The organism is Actinosynnema mirum DSM 43827 (assembly GCF_000023245.1).
In the GTDB taxonomy this organism is placed as follows: domain Bacteria; phylum Actinomycetota; class Actinomycetes; order Mycobacteriales; family Pseudonocardiaceae; genus Actinosynnema; species Actinosynnema mirum.
Genome location: NC_013093.1, coordinates 2,557,076 through 2,575,988 on the forward strand (window position 1 = coordinate 2,557,076; position 18,913 = coordinate 2,575,988).

General features: G+C 73.1%; 16 protein-coding genes. 8 read left to right on the forward strand and 8 right to left on the reverse strand.

Annotated elements, in window-relative coordinates; genetic code table 11:
- Window positions 1-241 precede the first annotated feature (241 nt).
- The 5 genes from AMIR_RS11525 to AMIR_RS35530 all read left to right on the forward strand — a co-directional run bounded on the left by AMIR_RS11525 (window position 242) and on the right by AMIR_RS35530 (window position 6,329).
- The gene (locus AMIR_RS11525) at window positions 242-1,378 is read left to right on the forward strand and encodes a Gfo/Idh/MocA family protein (protein WP_015801128.1); all 1,137 of its coding nucleotides are present in this window, start codon (window positions 242-244) and stop codon (window positions 1,376-1,378) included.
- A gap of 53 nt (window positions 1,379-1,431) precedes the next feature.
- Window positions 1,432-2,436 (forward strand): sugar phosphate isomerase/epimerase family protein, encoded by a 1,005-nt coding sequence (locus tag AMIR_RS11530; protein WP_015801129.1) that lies wholly within the window; start codon window positions 1,432-1,434, stop codon window positions 2,434-2,436.
- 138 nt (window positions 2,437-2,574) lie between these two features.
- Window positions 2,575-3,816: a D-arabinono-1,4-lactone oxidase gene (locus AMIR_RS11535; protein WP_015801130.1), complete on the forward strand. Its 1,242-nt coding sequence runs from the start codon at window positions 2,575-2,577 to the stop codon at window positions 3,814-3,816.
- A 596-nt stretch (window positions 3,817-4,412) separates the two neighbouring features.
- A complete protein-coding gene (locus AMIR_RS11540) occupies window positions 4,413-5,585 on the forward strand; it encodes an MFS transporter (RefSeq protein ID WP_015801131.1) in 1,173 nt (390 codons plus the stop codon).
- 156 nt (window positions 5,586-5,741) lie between these two features.
- The gene (locus AMIR_RS35530; protein ID WP_015801133.1) at window positions 5,742-6,329 is read left to right on the forward strand and encodes a TetR family transcriptional regulator; all 588 of its coding nucleotides are present in this window, start codon (window positions 5,742-5,744) and stop codon (window positions 6,327-6,329) included.
- 21 nt (window positions 6,330-6,350) lie between these two features.
- Here the strand turns inward: AMIR_RS35530 and AMIR_RS11550 are convergent, their stop codons facing one another.
- Window positions 6,351-6,533, reverse strand: a complete 183-nt coding sequence (locus AMIR_RS11550; RefSeq protein WP_041836710.1) for a hypothetical protein — start codon at window positions 6,531-6,533, stop codon at window positions 6,351-6,353.
- A gap of 237 nt (window positions 6,534-6,770) precedes the next feature.
- Between AMIR_RS11550 and AMIR_RS36935 the strand changes: the two genes are divergently transcribed.
- From AMIR_RS36935 to AMIR_RS11565, 3 genes are all read left to right on the forward strand, one after another.
- Window positions 6,771-7,127: an STAS domain-containing protein gene (locus AMIR_RS36935; RefSeq protein ID WP_015801135.1), complete on the forward strand. Its 357-nt coding sequence runs from the start codon at window positions 6,771-6,773 to the stop codon at window positions 7,125-7,127.
- A gap of 76 nt (window positions 7,128-7,203) precedes the next feature.
- A complete protein-coding gene (locus AMIR_RS11560; RefSeq protein WP_041836711.1) occupies window positions 7,204-7,848 on the forward strand; it encodes a HemK2/MTQ2 family protein methyltransferase in 645 nt (214 codons plus the stop codon).
- The gene (locus AMIR_RS11565; RefSeq protein ID WP_041836712.1) at window positions 7,832-8,050 is read left to right on the forward strand and encodes a CDGSH iron-sulfur domain-containing protein; all 219 of its coding nucleotides are present in this window, start codon (window positions 7,832-7,834) and stop codon (window positions 8,048-8,050) included. The genes AMIR_RS11560 and AMIR_RS11565 overlap by 17 nt, the downstream gene beginning before the upstream one ends.
- A gap of 138 nt (window positions 8,051-8,188) precedes the next feature.
- Here the strand turns inward: AMIR_RS11565 and AMIR_RS11570 are convergent, their stop codons facing one another.
- The 7 genes from AMIR_RS11570 to AMIR_RS11600 all read right to left on the reverse strand — a co-directional run bounded on the left by AMIR_RS11570 (window position 8,189) and on the right by AMIR_RS11600 (window position 18,887).
- Window positions 8,189-9,235: an iron-containing redox enzyme family protein gene (locus tag AMIR_RS11570; RefSeq protein ID WP_084798857.1), complete on the reverse strand. Its 1,047-nt coding sequence runs from the start codon at window positions 9,233-9,235 to the stop codon at window positions 8,189-8,191.
- A gap of 195 nt (window positions 9,236-9,430) precedes the next feature.
- Complete coding sequence (locus tag AMIR_RS11575) at window positions 9,431-10,582, reverse strand: carboxylate-amine ligase (RefSeq protein ID WP_015801139.1); 1,152 nt, start codon at window positions 10,580-10,582, stop codon at window positions 9,431-9,433.
- 86 nt (window positions 10,583-10,668) lie between these two features.
- Entirely contained in the window at window positions 10,669-11,706 is a 1,038-nt protein-coding gene (locus tag AMIR_RS11580) for an LLM class flavin-dependent oxidoreductase (protein WP_015801140.1), read from the reverse strand.
- Between the two features lie 19 nt (window positions 11,707-11,725).
- The gene (locus AMIR_RS35535; protein ID WP_015801141.1) at window positions 11,726-13,375 is read right to left on the reverse strand and encodes a sensor histidine kinase; all 1,650 of its coding nucleotides are present in this window, start codon (window positions 13,373-13,375) and stop codon (window positions 11,726-11,728) included.
- 26 nt (window positions 13,376-13,401) lie between these two features.
- On the reverse strand, window positions 13,402-13,689 hold the full coding sequence (locus AMIR_RS11590) for a hypothetical protein (protein ID WP_015801142.1): 288 nt from the start codon (window positions 13,687-13,689) through the stop codon (window positions 13,402-13,404).
- 4 nt (window positions 13,690-13,693) lie between these two features.
- On the reverse strand, window positions 13,694-16,867 hold the full coding sequence (locus tag AMIR_RS11595; RefSeq protein WP_015801143.1) for a hypothetical protein: 3,174 nt from the start codon (window positions 16,865-16,867) through the stop codon (window positions 13,694-13,696).
- Window positions 16,845-18,887 carry a flagellar biosynthesis protein FlhA gene (locus AMIR_RS11600; protein ID WP_015801144.1) on the reverse strand — a complete coding sequence of 681 codons (2,043 nt, stop codon included), beginning with the start codon at window positions 18,885-18,887 and terminating at the stop codon, window positions 16,845-16,847. Before AMIR_RS11600 ends, AMIR_RS11595 begins: the two co-directional genes overlap by 23 nt.
- Between the last annotated feature and the right edge of the window lie 26 nt (window positions 18,888-18,913).

Sequence of the window (18,913 nt, forward strand, 5' to 3'; positions counted from 1 at the left end):
TCGCCCCGCAGCCCGCGAAGCGGTCAGCGCTCGTCGGTCGGCTCTCGTTGCTGGCTGGGCGTTGCGCTTTGGGGGACTTTTGTCGAGAATCAGCAAAAGTTGGGGGAGCTTCCTGCGGCATCTGGCCCAATCTGGGGTTGGGGTTGGGGTGGCGGTCGTGTGAGTTGGCCCCTTCCGGGTTGTGCTGGGTTGGGCTGTATCGGGCTGGTTTGGGCTGGTTTGGGCTGGGTGAGAGGTGGCGATGACGCGATCGGGTGAGCGGATCGGCGTTGGGTTGGTTGGGCACGCGTTCATGGGGGCGGTGCACTCTCAGGCGTGGCGGACTGTGGGGCACTTCTTTGACGTGCCGCTTGTGCCTGACCTGGCCGTGCTGTGCGGTCGGGATGCTGCTCGCACTCGTGCTTCTGCTGACAAGTACGGGTGGCGTGAGGTTGAGACTGACTGGCGGGCGCTTGTCGCGCGGGAGGACATCGGGATTGTTGATGTCTGCACGCCTGGGGACAGTCATGCGGACATCGCCATCGCTGCGCTTGAGGCCGGCAAGCACGTGTTGTGCGAGAAGCCGTTGGCCAACAGCGTCGAGGAAGCCGAGCGGATGGTTGCCGCTGCTGAGCGGGCCGCCGCGCGCGGTGTCAAGGCGATGGTGGCCTTCAACTACCGGCGGGTTCCGGCGCTTGCGTTGGCGCGCAAGCTGGTCGCTGACGGGGAGATCGGGGAGGTTCGGCACGTTCGGGCCGTGTACCTCCAGGACTGGCTGTCCGACGCCGAGTCGCCCATGACCTGGCGGTTGCGGAAGGAGACTGCGGGGTCTGGGGCGCTGGGGGACCTTGGGGCGCACATCGTGGACGCTGCGCAGTTCGTGACCGGGGGGCTGGTCACCGGGGTTTCCGCGCTCACCGAGACGTTCGTGGGGGAGCGGCCGGACGAGCGTGGGGGGCGGGATCGGGTCACGGTTGACGACGCGGCGTTGTTCCTCGCGCGGTTCGACAACGGGGCCGTGGGGACGTTCGAGGCCACTCGGTACGCGCTCGGGCGCAAGAACGCCATGCGGATCGAGGTCAACGGGTCCAAGGGGAGTCTCGCGTTCGACTTCGAGTCGATGAACGAGCTGTCCGTCTTCACCGACGCGGGGCCCGACTCCGGGTTCCGGCGGGTCCTGGTCACCGAGCCCGGTCACCCCTACCTGGAGGGGTGGTGGCCGCCGGGGCACCTGCTCGGGTACGAGCACACCTTCACGCACGAGGTCGCCGACCTGCTCTCCGCCATCGGGACCGGCGTCGACCCGCACCCCAGCTTCGCGGACGGGCTGCGCGTGCAGCGGGTCCTCGACGCCGTGCAGACCAGCGCCGGCTCCGGGTCCGCCTGGACCTCGATCTGACCGCCTCCAGCAAGCCGTCTGACAACGCCGACAGAACGGAACGGAACACCACGATGAGCCGACCCGTCACGCTGTTCACCGGCCAGTGGGCCGACCTGCCCTTCGAGGAGGTCTGCCGCCTGGCGTCGAGCTGGGGGTACGACGGCCTGGAGATCGCCTGCTCCGGCGACCACTTCGAGGTCGACAAGGCGCTCGCCGACGACGACTACGTCCCGGCCAAGCTGGCGGTGCTGGAGAAGCACGGGCTGAAGGTCTGGGCCATCTCCAACCACCTGGTCGGGCAGGCCATCTGCGACGACCCGATCGACGAGCGCCACAAGGCGATCATCCCGGCCTCGGTGTGGGGCGACGGCGACCCCGAGGGCGTGCGCCGGCGCGCCGCCGCGCACATGGCCGACGCCGCCCGCGCCGCCGCGAAGCTGGGCGTGGACACGGTCGTCGGGTTCACCGGGTCGAAGATCTGGAAGTACGTGGCGATGTTCCCGCCGGTGTCGCAGGCGGTCATCGACGACGGCTACCAGGACTTCGCCGACCGCTGGAACCCGATCCTGGACGTCTTCGACGAGGTGGGCGTGCGGTTCGCGCACGAGGTTCACCCGTCCGAGATCGCCTACGACTACTGGACCACCAAGCGCGCCCTGGACGCCCTGGGCAACCGCCCCGCGTTCGGCATCAACTGGGACCCGTCGCACTTCGTGTGGCAGGACCTGGACCCGGTCGGCTTCATCCTGGACTTCGCCGACCGGATCTACCACGTGGACTGCAAGGACACGAAGAAGCGCTTCGACGGCCGCAACGGCCGCCTCGGCTCGCACCTGGCCTGGGCCGACCCCAGGCGCGGCTGGGACTTCGTGTCCACCGGCCACGGCGACGTGCCGTGGGAGGAGTGCTTCCGCGCGCTCAACGCGATCGGCTACAGCGGCCCGATCTCGGTGGAGTGGGAGGACGCGGGCATGGACCGCCTGCGCGGCGCGGAGGAAGCCGTGACCTACATCCGCAAGCACCTGTTCGACCCGCCCGCGGCGGCCTTCGACGCGGCCTTCTCCGTCAAGGAGTGACCCAGGCCCGCAGGAAGTGACCCAGGCCCGCAGGAAGTGACCCAGGCCCACCGGCTGTGACGCGCCCGTCCCGCTCCCCTGCGGGACGGGCGTTCCGATGCGTCCCCCAACCGGGCTAAAGTCCGCTCGGGAGGCACGATGACGCGCACGAACTGGGCCAAGAACCTGACGTTCTCCGCTGAGGAGGTCAGCGTTCCCGAGACGGTCGAGCAGGTCCAGGAGGTGGTGGCGCGCTCGCGCGCGGTCCACGTCGTGGGCACCGGCCACTCCTTCAGCCCGATCGCCGACACCACCGGCACCCTGATCACCCTGGAGCGGATGCCGGAGCACTTCGAGCTGACCGGCTCCAGCGCGAGGGTTTCCGCGGGCATCAGGCTGGCACGGCTGGCAGACCTCCTGCACGCCCACGGCTTCGCCCTGCCCACCCTGCCCTCACTGCCGCACATCACCCTGGCGGGCACCTGCGTCACCGCCACCCACGGCTCAGGCGACGGCGTGGCGTCCCTGGCCAGCGTGGTGAGCGCCATCGAACTGGTCGGCCCCGACGGCGACCTGCGCAGACTCGAACGCGGCGACCCGGACTTCGACGGTTCCGTCGTAGCCCTGGGCGCGCTCGGCGTCATCGTCACGATGGAGATCGACGTGGAACCCGCGTTCGACGTCGAACAACGCGTCTACCAGGACGTCCCGTGGTCCGCCCTGACCGACCACTTCGACACCGTGCACGGCTCCGCCTACAGCGTCAGCTCCTTCACCCAGTACCGGGGCACCGCCGAGGTCTGGGTGAAGCGCCGCCTGGACGCCCCACCCGCAGATCTCTCCTGGACCGGCGGCCACGAGGCCACCGCCCCCCGACACCCAGTCCCAGGCCAACCCGCCCACCACTGCACGGCCCAGCTCGGCGACCCAGGCCCCTGGCACGAACGCCTCCCACACTTCCGAGCCGCCTTCACCCCAAGCGTCGGCACGGAACTCCAGTCGGAGTTCTTCGTGGCAAGGGAACACGCAGCCCCCGCCCTACGCGCCCTGGCCACCCTGTCGACCGACTTCGCCCCGATCCTGCTCACCTCCGAGGTGCGCACCGTAAACGCAGACGCGCAATGGCTCAGCCCCGTCCACAACCGCCCCAGCGTCGCCTTCCACTTCACCTGGCGACAGGAGGCGGAGGCGGTCGCAGCCGTGGCGACCAAGATCGAGCAAGCACTGGAGCCGTTCACCCCAAGGCCCCACTGGGGCAAGGTCTTCACCCTGAACCGCACCACCCTGGCCTCCCGCTACCCCCACTGGACGGACTTCGCAGCCCTACTGGAGCGCACCGACCCGGAAGGCAAGTTCCGCAACACCACCGTCAACACCTGGTTCCCCCCAACCACCACCTAAGCCGACGACCGACGGCAGACGGCAGACGAGCAACGGCCGACGACCGACGGCCGACGGCCGACGGCCGACGGCCGACGAGCGCTGACTGCCTAGCAGCCCAACCGCCTAGCAGCCCAACCGCCTAGCAGCCCAACCGCCTCGCGGGCCGACCGCACTCGTGGGCTGATCGCTTCGCGGGCTGCGGGGCGAGCGCAGCGAGCCCACGCAGCCCCATTCCCGCGTCCCTCTTCTCCGTTTGGCCTGGCGAAGCCCGAGCGCAGGTGTCAAGATGCCGCCGCACCGCCCGGAAGACCGCCCGAGTCAAACGGCGTCTTGACGCCTGTGCTTGCCTGAAAGGAGGCCAAACGGAGAAGAGGGACCCGGACCACCGCAGTGGTAAACGGGACCACAGGACCAACGATCACCGTCCGGCAGAGCTCGTGTCCCCTCTTTTTTGGAGGTCTGCCCCGCCGGCGAGGCGTGCCCTTAAGCTCTTGATCTTGGCTTGTGTCTTATAGCCCACCCACCCACTCAACCTCACCCCCACCCCCACCCCCACCCCCACCCCCACCAAGTCGCGGTACCCCACCCCGCACCCCCACCGCCACGATCAACCGGTGATCCGGACGTTCGCCGTGCTGGCCAACCGGGACCTGCGCCTCCTCTGGCTCTCCCGAGCCGTCAGCTCCTTCGGCGCCTGGCTCGTAGTGGTAGCCATCCCCGCGCACGTCTTCGCGCAAACCGGCTCGACCACCGCCACCGGCCTGGTGGTAGCCGCCCAGTACCTCCCGCCAGTCCTCCTCGGCCCACTGGCAGGCTCCTTGGCCGACCGCCTGGACCGCAGACACGTCATGGTCGCCTCAGACCTCCTCCGAGCCGCAGCGATCGCCGTCCTCCTCCTCTCCGACGAGTTCTGGCTGGTCTACCCCGTGATGGCCGTGGAAAGCGCAGGCACCGTCCTGTTCCGCCCCGCAGCCCAGGCCCACATCCCCACCATCACCGGCACCGGCCCCACCCTCGCCGCCGCGAACTCCCTCACCGCCCTGACCGACGGCGCCATGCGCCTCCTGGGCCCACCCCTAGGCGCAGCCCTCCTCTTCACCGCCGGCTACCACACCCTCATCGCCGCAGACGCCATCAGCTACCTCATCTCCGCGGCCCTCATCGCCCGAACCACCCGCCACCCCCGCGTCACCCCCACCCGCACCCAACTCTCCGCAGGCGCCGTCTTCCTCCGCGACAACCCCGCACCCCGCGCCCTGGTCCTCTCCCTGACCCTCTTCTTCGCCGGGAACGCCGCCCTCAGCGCCCTGGTAGTCCCCTTCGCCGTCATCGAACTGGGCGGGGAGCTCCAAGCCGGCCTGGTCATGTCCGCCCTAGGAGCCGGCTCCCTCCTGGGCGCCCCCGCCGTCACCCCCCTCATGGACCGCTTCGCGGCCCACCTCCTCCTCTCCGCCGCCCTCCTCGGCATCGCGATCGGTTTCGTGCTCCTCTTCTCCGCCCCCACCCTCACCCCGGCCCTCCTCGCCGCGACCCTCATCGGCATAGCGGGCGTCCTGGCCCTGACCTCCGCCCAAACCGCCCTCCAACGCGCCACCCCCACCACCCTCCTGGGCAGGGTCACCGCGGTCCTCCTCATGGCAGAAGCCGCAGCCACCCTCTCCGGCTCGGTCATCGGCCCGATCATCGCCGGAGCCCCTGGCAGCTCCACCCTGATCACCGCCTGGGCGGCAGCCGCGCTGACCGCCCTGGGCGCCGCCGTCGCGCTACGCGGCAACCGCTACGCGTGACCCCCGAAAACCCGCGCACACCCGCTGCTTGCACCCCGTGCAACCAGTCCTTAAAGTGCACGCCATGTCGGCGTTGCTGATCAAGCTGCCGCTCCCGCCCGAGCAGCTCCCACCCGAGCCGCTCTCCCCCGAGCCGCTCTCCCCCGAGGCAGGCGCGTGACGGGCCTCAGGGAGCGCCGTCGCCGCTCGACGCGCAAGGACATCTCCAAAGCCGCCGCCGAGCTGGTCCTCGAACGCGGCCTGGCCGACGTCACCGTCGAGGAGATCGCCCACCGCGCGGGCGTCTCACCCCGGACCTTCTTCAACTACTTCCCCAGCAAGCGCTCCGCCGTCATCCCCGGCCCGGAACCGCTGCCCGCCGACCTGGTCGAGGCGTTCGTCGCCGACCGCGACCGCCCCGTGCTCGACGGCCTGGTCGCCCTCTTCTCCGACGAGCGCGTGCTCACCGACACCGAGCGCGCCGACCTGCGCACCGCGCAGGAGCTGGTGACCCGCCACCCCGAGCTGGTGCCCGTGCTGCACGAGCGGATGGCCGAGTTCGAGCGCGTCGTCGTCGACGCGGTCGCGCGCCGCCTGGAGGCCCCCTCCGGCGACTGCCGCCCCGAGGTGGCCGCCGCGGTGCTGGGCGTGCTGCTGCGGGTGGCCATGACTCGTGGTCTCGACGACCCGACCCGGCAGTGCGTGATCGGCGCCGAGTTCCAGGCCGACCTGGCCCGCGCGTTCACCGCCCTGCGCGCGCTCTGAAACCCCTCCCGCTGCTCGCGCTCAGTTCGCCGACGGGGCGCGCGCGGCCGTGGTGAGCCTGCGCCTCACCGACCCCCGGTCGCGCACGGCCAGCGCGTTGTCGGCGGCGCAGACCACGAGCAGGAACCCCGTCAGCGCGGGCAGCACCACCCCGCCGTCCACCGCCGACCAGCAGGTCATCGTCATCCACAGCAGCAGTCTCATAATCCGCATCGTAGGGAGACGTGGATCACACCGGTATTCATTTGGGGGAAGCTTGATGTTTTCCGGAGAATGCTCCGCCATATCGGTTCGCCATTCCGGGTGACCTGGAAGTGGTATCGCGGCACACTCGAAGGCAGCAACCTCCTTGCCGAGGGCCGATCTCGGGCTAGGCTCGTCATCGAGCAGCAGGCGCCTCCTCAGGGCCGCTGCAATCCCCGCGTGGTGAGGAGGCGAGCGGTGAGAGACCTCGACGAGGAGATGAGCGTCCACTCGCAGGAGTGCGGCGGCGCGGTGGTGCTCCACGTCAGCGGCGAGATCGACCAGCTCACGGTCGAACCGCTGCACCGCGAGCTCCTGTCCGCGCTGGCCCGCGTGCGCCCGCCGGAACCGGTGGTGGTCGACCTGACCGAGGTCGGGTTCTTCGGCTCGGCCGGGCTGAACGAGCTGGTCACCGGGCACCTGCAGGCCGAGCTGCTCGGCACCCGGCTGTCCGTGGTCGCCGGGCACCGCGAGGTGCTGCGTCCGCTCGCGATCAGCGGGCTGGACGAGCAGCTGGACGTGCACCCGACCCTCCAGGCTGCGCTCGGCGCCTGAGCGGCGCGCCCTCCGACCGGGTGCCCGTTCGGGCCCGGTCCGTTTGGGTCGCCCCGGCGCGGGAATGACACCTCCCGTGCTGCTGCTGAGACCACCGGGCGTCTACCGCCCGCAGGAGGACACCGAGCTGCTGGCCCGTTCGCTGGCCGAGTCCGGTGTCCCGCACGGGGCGACCGTGCTGGACGCGTGCACCGGGACCGGGGCGCTCGCCGTCGCGGCCGGGCGCGCCGGGGCGGGGGAGGTGACCGCCGTCGACCGGAGCCGCCGCGCGGTGGCCGCCGCGTTCGTGAACTGCCTGCTGCACGGGGTGCCCGTGCGGGTGCGGCACGGGGACTTCTCGACCGTGGGCGGGCGGTACGACGTGGTGTGCTCGAACCCGCCCTACGTGCCCGCGCCCGGCCCGCCCGATCCGACCGGCGCGGCGCGCGCGTGGGACGCCGGGGCGGACGGGCGCGCGGTGCTGGACCGGTTGTGCGCGGCGCTGCCGTCGCTGCTCGCGCCCGGCGGGTTCGGGCTGGTCGTGCACTCCGCGCTGTGCGGGGTGGAGCGGACGCTCGGGCAGCTGCGGGACGGTGGGCTGGCGGCCGAGGTGGTGGCGTCGCGGGACGTCGGGTTCGGGCCGGTGCTGCGCTCGCGGGCCCGGTGGTTGGAGGGGCGCAGGCTCATCGCGCCGGGGCAGCGGCACGAGCGCCTGGTGGTGGTCCGTGCCGACGCCCCGTGAACCCCGCCGGGTCGTGGTGAGCCGGGAGGGGCCGGTGCTGGTGGAGGGGCCGGTGGAGGTGGTGGTCGAGGGCGGGGAGACGGTGCGGTCGGACCGGGTGGTGGTGGCGCTGTGCGCGTGCCGCAGGAGCCGCAGCTACCCGTTCTGCGACACCAGCCACCGCAAGCGGGTGCGCACCCACCGGGAGGACGAGGAGGGGTAGACCTTGAACGGCCCACCCCTCGGGGCTGGTCCCCGCGCCTTTCCCGGCGTCCTCGTGCCTTCCCAGCTTCCTCGTGCTTTTCCCCGCGTCCTCGCGCCTTTCCCCGTGCCCTCGCGCTTTTCCCCGCGCCCTCGTGCCTCAGCGCCGGTAGGTCGAGCTCTCGCCCCGCGTCCACGCGCCCAGCACGTGCTCGCCGTAGCGCCCCTCCACCAGCTCCGTCGCCCGCACGCCCAGCACCACATCCTGGGTCAGCTCGGGTTCCCGGCGGAGCAGGTCGCCGATGACGTCGTGCCGCACCACCTGCTCGTGCACCGCGTCGGCCTCGACGTGCTCGGTGAAGAACTCGACGCAGTCCGGGTGCGCGCCCATCCGCTCCAGCGCCGCCGCCATGCGCTTGGCGCTCGGCGCGGTGGTGATCTCGGCGGCGGCGAAGTGCCCGACCAGGGCGCCGCGCAGCGAGCGGCGCAACCCGAACGCCGACATCAGGTTGACCACGGCCAACATCGGTGCGGGCGCACTGTCCTGATAGGACAGGTACTCGCGGGACAACCCGGCTCCGGTGAGCAACCGCCCGTACAACTCCGAGTGCATCCGCTCGGGGCGCCCACCACCGAACTCGTCGAACTCCACCGCGACCAACGCGGCCTTGGCACGCCCGGTCAACCGAGGGATCACCCAAGCGTGGGGATCAGCCTCTTTCAAGTGATACACGGACCGGTGAGCAAGATGCTCCTGCATCTGCCACCACTCCCCACCGCCCTTGAGGTGGTGGCTGATCCCGCTGCCGTCGACGGGTTCGACGAGCAACTCGCCGAGCACCTCGTCCAACGAGGGCGCCCCGCCCAACTCATCCCGCACCGCCCCGAGAAACCGCCGCTCCAGCCCACCGCGCAGCTCAAGCAGCCGGGAGTCCCACTCCAGGTCGGGGTCGACCCCGTCGAACCCCCGGTAGTGCAGCTCGTAGAGGGTGTGGAGGGCGAGCTGGAGGTCGTCGCCCCACGGGTCCTGGTCCCCGACGGCAGGCAGCAGCCCACCCCCGCGAAGCGCGGCGACCACCCCTTCGGACAGCGCCCCGCGCGGCAACGGCAACGGGGGGCTGACCACCCGCTCGACGGCCGACCGCTCACCTGAGACCTGCGAGGGCACCACATCCACGACAACCCCACCAGCAGCACGAACACTCATGGGCGGGGGCTACCCCGGTGGATTTCGACTACACAGGGCTGGGGGCGGGGCGCGGGCTTGGTGCGCGAGCGGGGGCGGACCGGGAGCGGACCAGGAGCGGCGGGCGGTGGGTGGGGGTGGGGGTGGGGTTGGGGTTGGGGCAAGAGTTTGGGTGCGAACGGTCCGTTCGCTCAGCTGCCCGGTGCGGTGAACACCTCAGCTGCCCGGTGCGGTGAACACCTCTGCCAGCGCGCTTACCGCGCCCGCCGCCCCCATCGCGCCTGTCGGGACCTTCGCTCCGGCCGCGCCCGCCACCCTCGCCGCGACTTCCACTCCCGCTGCCCCGTCGTCACCCGCTGCGCGTTGCAGCGCCGCGCCCGAACGGCCGCGCAGGGCCAGGTCCGCCACCCAGCCCGCGTCTGCGTCCAGTGCCGGGCGGACGTGGGCCAGGAGTGCGCGTGCCAGGTCCTCCGCCCGCACGGCCCGGCCTGTCGTCGGGTCCACGCCTTGACCTGCCGTTCCATGCCTGGCCGCCGACCACAGGGCTGCCGTCAGCACCGCGGGCTCGTGGTCGGGGGCCTCCTCGCCGCGTTCCAGCGCGGCCAGGGCGGTGTCCACCAGGGCCCTGGTCAGCACCGCTTGCAGGACCGCACCGTCCACCGTGGCCGCGGTGTCCGCCGCTCGGACCTCCACGGTCGGGTACTTCGGTGAGAGCCGGGCCAGCCAGAACGTCATCGTCGGGTCCACCAGCACGCCCGTGTCCACCGCCGCCTCCACCAAGCGGTCGTGGCGCTCCACCGTGCGCAGCAGGGGCGGCACTCCCCACCCGGGGAACGAGGACTGGCGCACCGCGCGCCAGCTGCCGTACCCGGTGTCCTCACCCCGGTCGAACGGAGAGTTCACCGACAGCGCCAGCAGCGTCGGCAGCCACGGCCGCAGGTGGTCCAGCACCGCCACACCGGTCGCCCGGTCCGGCACGCCCACGTGCACGTGACAGCCACAGCACTGGTAGTCCGTCATCAGTCCCTGATAGAGGGACGTGATCTCTCGATAGCGTGAACCTCGGGTCACCGGAACCCGTCCAGGCAACGGAGGGTTGCCCACGGCCACGGGGAGCACGCCCACCCGACCCGCCGCGTCCGCGACCGCCGACCGGCCCGCCCGCAGCTGCTCCCGCAGCTCCGGCGCGGTCCGGCACACCCCGGTGGCGAACTCCACCTGCGAGGACAGCAGTTCCGGCTGGGCCATGGCTCCCGGTGGCAGGTCGCGCACCGCCGCCAGCACCTCGGGGGCGCTCGCGGTGGGGAGGGACGTCTCCGGGGAGACCAGCAGGTACTCCTCCTCGACGCCGAACGTCGTCCCGGTCACGTCACCCTGTTCCCCGAACGGGTGATAAGAAACCGCTCCCACCGCACCGACCCGCCAGACCCTCAACGCCCTAACGCCTCAACGCCTCAACTCCCCGCGGCCAACAGCTCCCGCACCCTCGGGATCACCTTCGTCCCGTACAGCTCCACCGCCGCCATCATCCGCTCGTGCGGCAGCGTCCCGTTCGAGTACTTCAGGTCGAACCGGTCCACCCCCAGCACCGACACCGTCCGCGCGATCCGCCGCGCCACCGTCTCCGGCGACCCCACGTGCAGCGCGCCGAACGCCGCGTCGTCCTCGAACCGCTCCCGCGTCACCGGCGGCCACCCGCGCTCGCGGCCGATCCGGTCGTGCACCGCGCGCCAGTGCGGCCACAGCACCTCGCGCGCCTCCTCGTCCGTGTCCGCCACGAAACCGGGGCAGTGCACCGCCACCGGCAGCCGCTCGCGCCCCAGCTCGTCGAGCGCCCGGTGGTACAGCTGCACGAACGGCGCGAAGCGCTCCGGCTCGCCGCCGATGATGGCCAGCACCACGGGGAACCCGCCGCTCGCCGCGCGCACCACCGAGTTCGGGCTGCCGCCGACGCCGACCCACGCGCGCATCCGCCCGCCCTCGGTCTTCGGGTACACGTGCTGCTCCTCCAGCCCGGCCCGCACGGTCCCGCTCCACGACACCGGACCCTCGTCCAGCAGCCGCGCCATCAGCTCCAGCTTCTCCGCGAACAACCGCTCGTAGTCCGCCAGGTCGTACCCGAACAGCGGGAACGACTCGGTGAAGGACCCCCGCCCCAGCGTGATCTCCGCGCGCCCGTTCGACAGCGCGTCCAGCGTCGCGAACCGCTCGAACACCCGCACGGGGTCGTCCGAGCTGAGCACGGTCACCGCGCTGCCCAGCGCGATCCGCTCGGTGCGCGCCGCGATCGCCGCCAGCACCACCTCCGGCGCCGACACGGCGAAGTCGTCCCGGTGGTGCTCGCCCACCCCGAACGCGTCCACACCGACCCGGTCCGCGAGCACGGCCTGCTCGACCACGTCCCGGATCACCCGCCCGTACGGCAGCTTCACACCATCGGGGCCCACGGTCACGTCCCCGAACGTGTCCAGACCCAGTTCCACGGTCGTCATGACGGCGGACAATACGGTCTCATCCGGGCGAACCTCCGATCGGGAGCGTCAGCTCCACCGTCGTCCCCCTGCCCTCGGCGGCCCGCACCCGGATGTTCCCGCCGTGCAGCGCCATGATCTGGCGGCAGATCGACAGCCCCAGCCCGCTCCCCGGAACGCCCGTCGAGTTGCCCGCCCGCCGGAACACGTCGAACAGGTCCGGCAGGTCCGCCGCCGGGATGCCGATCCCGGTGTCGCTCACCGTGATCAACCACCCGGTCGGGTCCACTTGGGACCGCACCCGCACGCGTCCCCCGGCCGGGGTGAACTTCAGCGCGTTGCCGATCACGTTGTCCAGCACCTGCGACAGCCGCACCGCGTCCCCGCGCACCTTCGGCCCGTCCACCGGCTCCACCACCAGCTCGATCCCCGCGCTCTCCGCCGGGTTCGCGTGGTCGTGCTCCGCCTCCGCGAGCAGCCCCGCCACGTCCACCTCCGCCAGCGACAGCGGCAACCGGTGGCTCTCCAACCGGGACAACAACAACAGGTCGTCCACCAGCCGCACCAACCGCGCCGTGTTCCGGCGGATCACCTCCAGGTGCGCCAGGTGCTCCGCGTTCAGCGGCCCCGCGCCCGGCATCATCTCCGCGAACGCCAGCACGGCGGTCAGCGGCGTGCGCAGCTCGTGCGACACCGTCGCCACGAACCGGCCCTTCACCGCCGCCGCCTCGGCCAGCACCCGGTTGCTCTCCTCCAGCTCCACCCGCGCCGCGGTGTCCGCCGTGACGTCCCGGAAGTGCCAGAACCGCCCCAGCTCCGCAGCGGGCCCCAGCGGCACCAGGTCGCCCACCACGATCCGCCCGTCGCGCAGCACCAGCCGCACGTCCCGGTGCCCCCACTCGGACGACGCCAGCTCCGCGAGCCGCGCCGCCGTCGCCACCGGCTCCGCGCTCACCGCGCCCAGCGCCGCCGTGAAGTCCGCCACCGGCATCCCGTTCCACGGCCGGTCGCCGAACACCGCCGTGAACGCCGGGTTGTGCAGGAACACCCGCTCCCGGTCGTCCACCGCCACCGCGCCCGCCAGCCGCAGCACCACCTGCTGCAACCGCCCGCGCTCGGCCCGCGCCTCCTCCTCGGCGACCCGCCGCGCGGTCACGTCCCGGCAGTGCGCCACCACCACGCCCGCCCCGGTGTCGAGCAGGTTCAGCATCCCCACCGCCAGCACCACCCAGTGGCCCGCCGCGTGCCGCACCCGCAGGTCCAGCTCGACCTGCCGGTGCGGCGAGGTCAGCAGCCTGCGGTACTCGCCCCGCGCGCGCGGCAGGTCGTCCGGGTGCACCAGCGCGGTGAACCGCTCCATCGTCGGCGGCCCCTCGACCATGCCCAGCAGGTCGCGCACCGCGTCCGGGTCGAAGTCCGTCGCGCCGTGCGCGTCCACCAGCACCACGAGCGAGCGCTCCGGGGCCGGCGCGCCCGCCGCGTGCCTGGGCTCGCGGGCCTGCTCGACGCGCAGGGCGTCGAGCAGGCCCAGCGCCTGCTTGAGCACGTTGTTCCCGTCGGGCAGCAGCCCGCACAGCTCCACGACCCGCGCCCGCGCCTCGGACGCGCCCGTGCTGTGGGTGGCCAGGTCGGCCGCCACGCCGAACAGGTCGCGCAGCACCGGGGTGAGCGCCGCCGAGGCGTGGTCCATGTCGCGCCAGCCTAGGAGTCGGCCGGTCAGTCCGCCGTGGACTGACCTGATCGGGTGGAAGCGGCGGCGTCCTTGCCCTGGAGCTCCAGGTCGGTGCGCTCGGCGTGCGCCATCACCACCGCGTGGATCGAGCGGTCCGGCTCGTACTTGCGGAAGACCGCCCTGGGGATCGCCAGCAGGATCGCGGCGACCGGAACGGTGATCAGGAACCGGATCAGCGCGTCCAGCGGGTCCACGCTGCCGGTCACGAACGCGCCCCACATCGCGGGTGCGCTCAGCACGCCCGCCAGCAGCATCGTCGAGTAGCGCAGCACGGGGTCACGCTGCCACGAGGTCGGCGAGGGCGGTGGCCGCGGAACCGGTGCTCGACATGCGCTTGCCGTCGACCGCCACGATCGGCAGCCCCAGCTCCAGCACCGTCGTCGGGTCCGCGCTGGCGGCGGCGCCGTGCACGGCCATGGCGACCACGTCGCCCAGCTCGCGCACGTGCCTGGCCAGGTCGCGGGACTTGCGCGTGGCGTCCACGACCGCCCAGACCGCGCTCGCGCCCAGGGCGCGGGTGATCTCGGCGGCCCACTGCGCGCCGTCGGCCTCGTCCACCGACGCCTGCACGACCACGACCGAAGGGGTCTCGGCGGCGTGCAGCTCGGTGGCGACCTGGGCGGCGTGGCGGGCGCTGGCGACGCGGCGGTGACCGCTGGTCGTCGGGCCGGCGACCAGCACGTCGGACGGGTCGATGCGCAGGTCGCGGCACACCGCGTTCGCGACGTCGAGCGCGTGCTCCAGCTCGCCCGCCACGACCAGGACCTGGCCGGGCAGCGCGGGCGCGGCCGGGGCGGGGCCCGCGGTGCGCAGGGGGCGCAGCGGGCGGGGGCTCTCGGTGCGCTGGTCGGGCAGCGGGGTGCCGGTCAGGTCGACCTCGACCTCGCACGCCGGGCGCGGGCGACCGGTGTACATGGTGGCGCGGCGCGGAACCGGCTTCGGCGCGGGCAGCGCGGCCGGCTTCTTCGACGCGGCGGCGGGCTTCGCCTTCGGGGTCTTCGGCTTCACGGCCGCCTTGGACCCGGACGAGCGGGTGGTGCGGGTGGTGGCCTTGGGCTTGGGGGTGGGCTGCACCGGGATCTCGGCCTGGACGGTGGCCGGGGCCTCGGTCGCGGCGGTCCCGGCGGCGGTCTCGGCGCCGCTCTCCTTGGCGCCGCCCATGATTTGGGCGACGGCCTCGGCGATCTCCTTCGCGGTGACCGCGCCGGGCACCAGCAGCGGGGCCGGGGCGGCCTCCGCGACGGCGGCCTCGGCGGCGGCGCGGCCCTCAGCGCGCGCGGCGGCCTCGTCGGCCTCCATCGACGCGAGCCTGGCCTCGGCGACCTCGCGGGCGCGCTCGGCCTCGGCGCGGGCGGCCCGCTCCAGGGCCAGGCTCTCCCTGGCGGCCAGCGCCTCCTCGGACTTCGCCGCCTCGGCGGCGCGCAGCTCCTCGGCGCGCTTGTCCTTCGCGGCCTTCGCGGCCCTGGCCTGCTCCGCCGCGTCGGCGGCGGTCTCGGCGATCGGGGCGCGGGACAGGCAGGCGGCCTGCGCGCCGTGCAGCACGGTGGTGCGCGGCTTGCCCTGCTCGGCGGCGAGGTCGGCGACGATCGCGGCCATGGCGGTGCCCGCCTTGGCGGCGGCCAGCTCGGCCATGCTCGCGGTCTCGGCCGGGGTCCACGCGGCGCCCGCGGTGTAACCGGGGGAGTCGACGTGCTGCACGTGCTGCAGGCGGCCTGCGCCACCCTGCTGGGCGTGCGCGGCGACGGTCGCCGGGGTGGTGTGCGCGAGGGCGGACTCGGGGCCCGCGACCAGCGCGGACGCCTGAGGGGCGGCGACCACGGCCGGGGCCGCGACCGAGGTGGCGAGCGCGGCGGCGACCGGGGTGGTGGAGATCGCGGCGGTGGGGTGGCCCGCGGCGGCGATCCCGGCGGCCGGGTGCCCGGCGACGGTCTGCCCGGTGGTGGTCTGCGCGGCGATCGGGGCGGTGGTGCTCCCGGCGACGGCGGCCACCACGGGGGTGACACCCGCCTGGGCGGCGGTCCTGCCCGCCGCGTGACCGGCCTGGGCGAAGCCCTCGGCGGACGCGGCGACCTGCTGGCCCGCGGCGAGGACCGCCGCGACCGGCTGCGCGGTGTGCTGGGGGATGACCTGCTGGGCGTGCTGGCTCGCGGCGAACGCGCCCGGCGCGAAGTGGCCGACGCCGTCGGCCTGGCTCGCGTCGTGGTGCTGCCCCGCGGTGATCGGCTCACCGGCGGCCGTGGTGGCCGGACCGGTGGCGAGCCTGCCCACCTCGTCCGCCTGGCCGAAGGCGAGGCGCTGGGCCTCGGCGGAGCCGTAGGCGGTGGTGACCGGGTGGCCCGCGATGTTCAGCTGGGCGATCGCCAGGCCCGGCTCCTCGTAGCCGAGGACCGGCGCGGCGTGGACCGGGGCCTGGAGGGCGTTGTCGGCGACCTGCGCGGTGGCCACCAGCTGGGCGCTGGCCAGCGCCTGCGTGGTGGTGACCGGCGCCGGGGCGGCCGGCGCGGTGACGGCGGTCTGCTGCGAGGCGAACTCGGCCGCGGTCTGCGCGACGGCGACCCCGGCGGGGGCGGCGCCGGTCAGGCCGGTGCCCAGGGTGGAGGTGGTCGGCTCGGGGGTGCTGTGCACGGCGATCCGGCCCGCGCCGCTGGCGTACGCGGCGGCGGCGGCGGCCTGGGCCGCGCGGTGGGCCTCGGCGTGCGCCTCGGCGGCCTGGACCGCGTCCAGCCCGGCCAGCCCCGCACGGGTGACGCCCGCCTGGGTGGCGGTCTGGGTGATCCCGGCCTGCGCCACGGCGGCCTGGGCGGCCCCGAGCGCGGCGCCGCGCTCACCGACGCCGTGCGCGGCCAGCGCGGCCTGCGTCACGGCGGGGAGCCCGCTGTTGTTGCTGGCCAGCGCGATCGCCGCGGCGATCTGCTCCTCGGTCAGCCCGGCGGCCCGCGCCGCCGCCAGCTCGGCGACCAGCGCCTGGCTCTCCGCCGACACCAGCCCGTTCGGGGCGGTGGCGGGGGAGCGCCGCGCGGTCAGGTCCGAGCTCACGCCCTGCGGCAGCGAGCCCGCCACCGGACCGGCCGGGGCCTGCTCGCCCGCCTTCGCGGCGGCCAGCTCGTCGGCCGACACCGGGGTGCGCTCCGCGCCGTCCGCCCGGTCGGCCATCGCCAGCAGGCCGTCCAGCGAGTCCGAGCCGGAGCCCTGAGCCGCGGCGCCCTTGCCCGCGGCGCCCTGACCCGCGGCACCCTGCCCGGCTGACCCCTTGCCGGAGCCCGCACCCGAGGCGCCGCCGTCCGGCACCTCGACCGTGATCTCGAACCAGCGCTGGGCGAAGAACCCCATCACGCCGCCCTTGCGCAACTTCTCCGCGGACACGATGCGCGCGTCCTTGCCGTGCTCACGGGCGACCTGGTCCAGCAGCGCCGTGAGGTTCGGGCCCTCAAGCAGCAATCGAGTGGACACTGTTCACGACTCCAACGGTCTCGATCCGGTTGGTGCCACCGGAGAGTTCGGGGTAGGACAGGACGGCCAGGCGGGGCACGGCCACGTGGAGCAGTCGGTAGAGGGGGGCGCGCAGCTGCGGCGCGCACGCCAGGAGCGGGGTCGCGCCGCGCTCCTCGGTCTGCAGGGCCAGGCGGGACACGTCGCCCACCAGCTGCTCTGCCAAGTTGGGGTCCAGCACGACCTGCGCGCCGTGCTCGGTCATCCGCAGCGACTCCAGGAGCACCTGCTCCACGCGCGGGTCCAGCGTCATGACCGAGAGCACGCCGCCGGAGGCGAACCGGGAGGCGATCGCCGGGCCCAGCGCGTTCCGCGCGGCCTCGACCAGGTGGTCCGTGTCGGTGCTGCCGGACTTCGCGGCCAGCGACAGCGACTCGTAGATGCGGACCAGGTCGCGGATCGCCACGTCCTCGTCCAGCAGCCGGTGCAGCACCCGCTGGATCTCGCCGAGGCTCAGCAGGTTCGGGGTCAGCTCCTCCACCACGACCGGGTGAGTGCGGCGGACCACGTCGGTGAGCTGGCGGACGTCCTCGCGCCCCAGCAGCCTGCTCGCCTGGGTCCTGGTCACCTCGGCCAGATGGGTCACGATCACCGACGCGCGGTCCACGACCGTGGCGCCGGTCAGCTCGGCCTGGTAGCGCAGCTCGGCGGGCACCCACTTGCCCGCCAGGCCGAACACCGGCTCGACGCCGGGGCGGCCGGGCAGCGAGTCGAGGTTGTCGCCGATGGCGAGCACGGCCCCGGCGGGGGCGGTGCCGGTGGCGACGTCGGACCCGCTGATGCGGATCACGTAGGTCGAGAGGGGGAGGTCCAGGTCGTCGCGGGTGCGCACGGGCGGCATCACCACGCCCAGCTCCAGCGCGATCTTGCGGCGCAGCGCGCGGACCCGCTCCAGCAGGTCTCCGCCCGAGCTGTCCACCAGCTCCACCAGGTCGGTCGCGAGCGCGAGCTCCAGCGGGTCGACCTGCATCTCGGAGAGCAGCGCCTCGGACGCGTCCGGCGCGGCCTGCTCGGGCACGGCGACGGCCTCGCCGCCCTCCTCGTCCTGCTTGGGCATCCGCATCCCGAGGAACAGCAGCCCGCCGCCGATCAGCAGGAACGGCAGCATCGGCAGCTCGGGGATCAGGGACAGGCACAGCAGCGCGGACCCGGCGACCATCGGCACCAGGCGGTTGCGGCCGAACTGGCTGAACACCTGGCTGCCCATGTCCCCGTCGGACACCGGACGGGTGACGATGATGCCGGTGGCCAGCGACAGCAGCAGCGCGGGGACCTGGGAGACCAGGCCGTCGCCCACGCTGAGCAGGCTGTAGGTGTTGATGGCCTCGCCGGCCTCCATGCCGCGCTGGATCATGCCGATGGCGAACCCGCCGAACAGGTTGACCAGCGTGATGATGACCGCGGCGATGGCGTCGCCCTTGACGAACTTCGAGGCGCCGTCCATCGCGCCGTAGAAGTCGGCCTCCGAGGTGACCTCGGTGCGGCGCTTGCGCGCCTCGGCCTCGTCGATGAGCCCGGCGTTCAGGTCGGCGTCGATCGCCATCTGCTTGCCGGGCATCGCGTCCAGGGTGAACCGGGCGCCGACTTCGGCGACCCGGCCAGCCCCGTTCGTGATCACCACGAACTGAATGATGATCAGGATGAAGAACACGACCATGCCCACGATGAGCGACCCGCCGACCACGAAGTGGCCGAAGGCGCCGATCACCGCTCCCGCGTCGCCGTCGAGCAGCACCAACCGGGTGGCGGCGATGTTGAGCGCCAACCGGAACAGCGTCGCCAGCAGCAGCACGGACGGGAAGACCGAGAATTCGAGTGGCCGCTTGACCTGCATACTCACCAGCACGATCAGCAGCGACAACGCGATGTTCGCCACGATGAGCAGGTCGAGCACGAAGGAGGGCACCGGCAGGATCATCATGACGATGATCAGGATGACGCCCGCCGGGACGGCGAACTGGTTCAGGCGCTTGGCGTTCACGACACCTTCCGGGGTGTTCGCTTGCT

What these genes read in the sequence shown, in the direction of transcription:
- AMIR_RS11530 (WP_015801129.1), top strand. Translation starts at nt 1,432, where the DNA reads ATGAGCCGACCCGTCACGCTGTTCACCGGCCAGTGGGCCGACCTGCCC.
- AMIR_RS11580 (WP_015801140.1), bottom strand. Translation starts at nt 11,706, where the DNA reads ATGACGACCGTGGAACTGGGTCTGGACACGTTCGGGGACGTGACCGTG.
- AMIR_RS11525 (WP_015801128.1), top strand. Translation starts at nt 242, where the DNA reads ATGACGCGATCGGGTGAGCGGATCGGCGTTGGGTTGGTTGGGCACGCG.
- AMIR_RS11550 (WP_041836710.1), bottom strand. Translation starts at nt 6,533, where the DNA reads ATGAGACTGCTGCTGTGGATGACGATGACCTGCTGGTCGGCGGTGGAC.
- AMIR_RS11535 (WP_015801130.1), top strand. Translation starts at nt 2,575, where the DNA reads ATGACGCGCACGAACTGGGCCAAGAACCTGACGTTCTCCGCTGAGGAG.
- AMIR_RS35535 (WP_015801141.1), bottom strand. Translation starts at nt 13,375, where the DNA reads ATGGACCACGCCTCGGCGGCGCTCACCCCGGTGCTGCGCGACCTGTTC.
- AMIR_RS11570 (WP_084798857.1), bottom strand. Translation starts at nt 9,235, where the DNA reads ATGAGTGTTCGTGCTGCTGGTGGGGTTGTCGTGGATGTGGTGCCCTCG.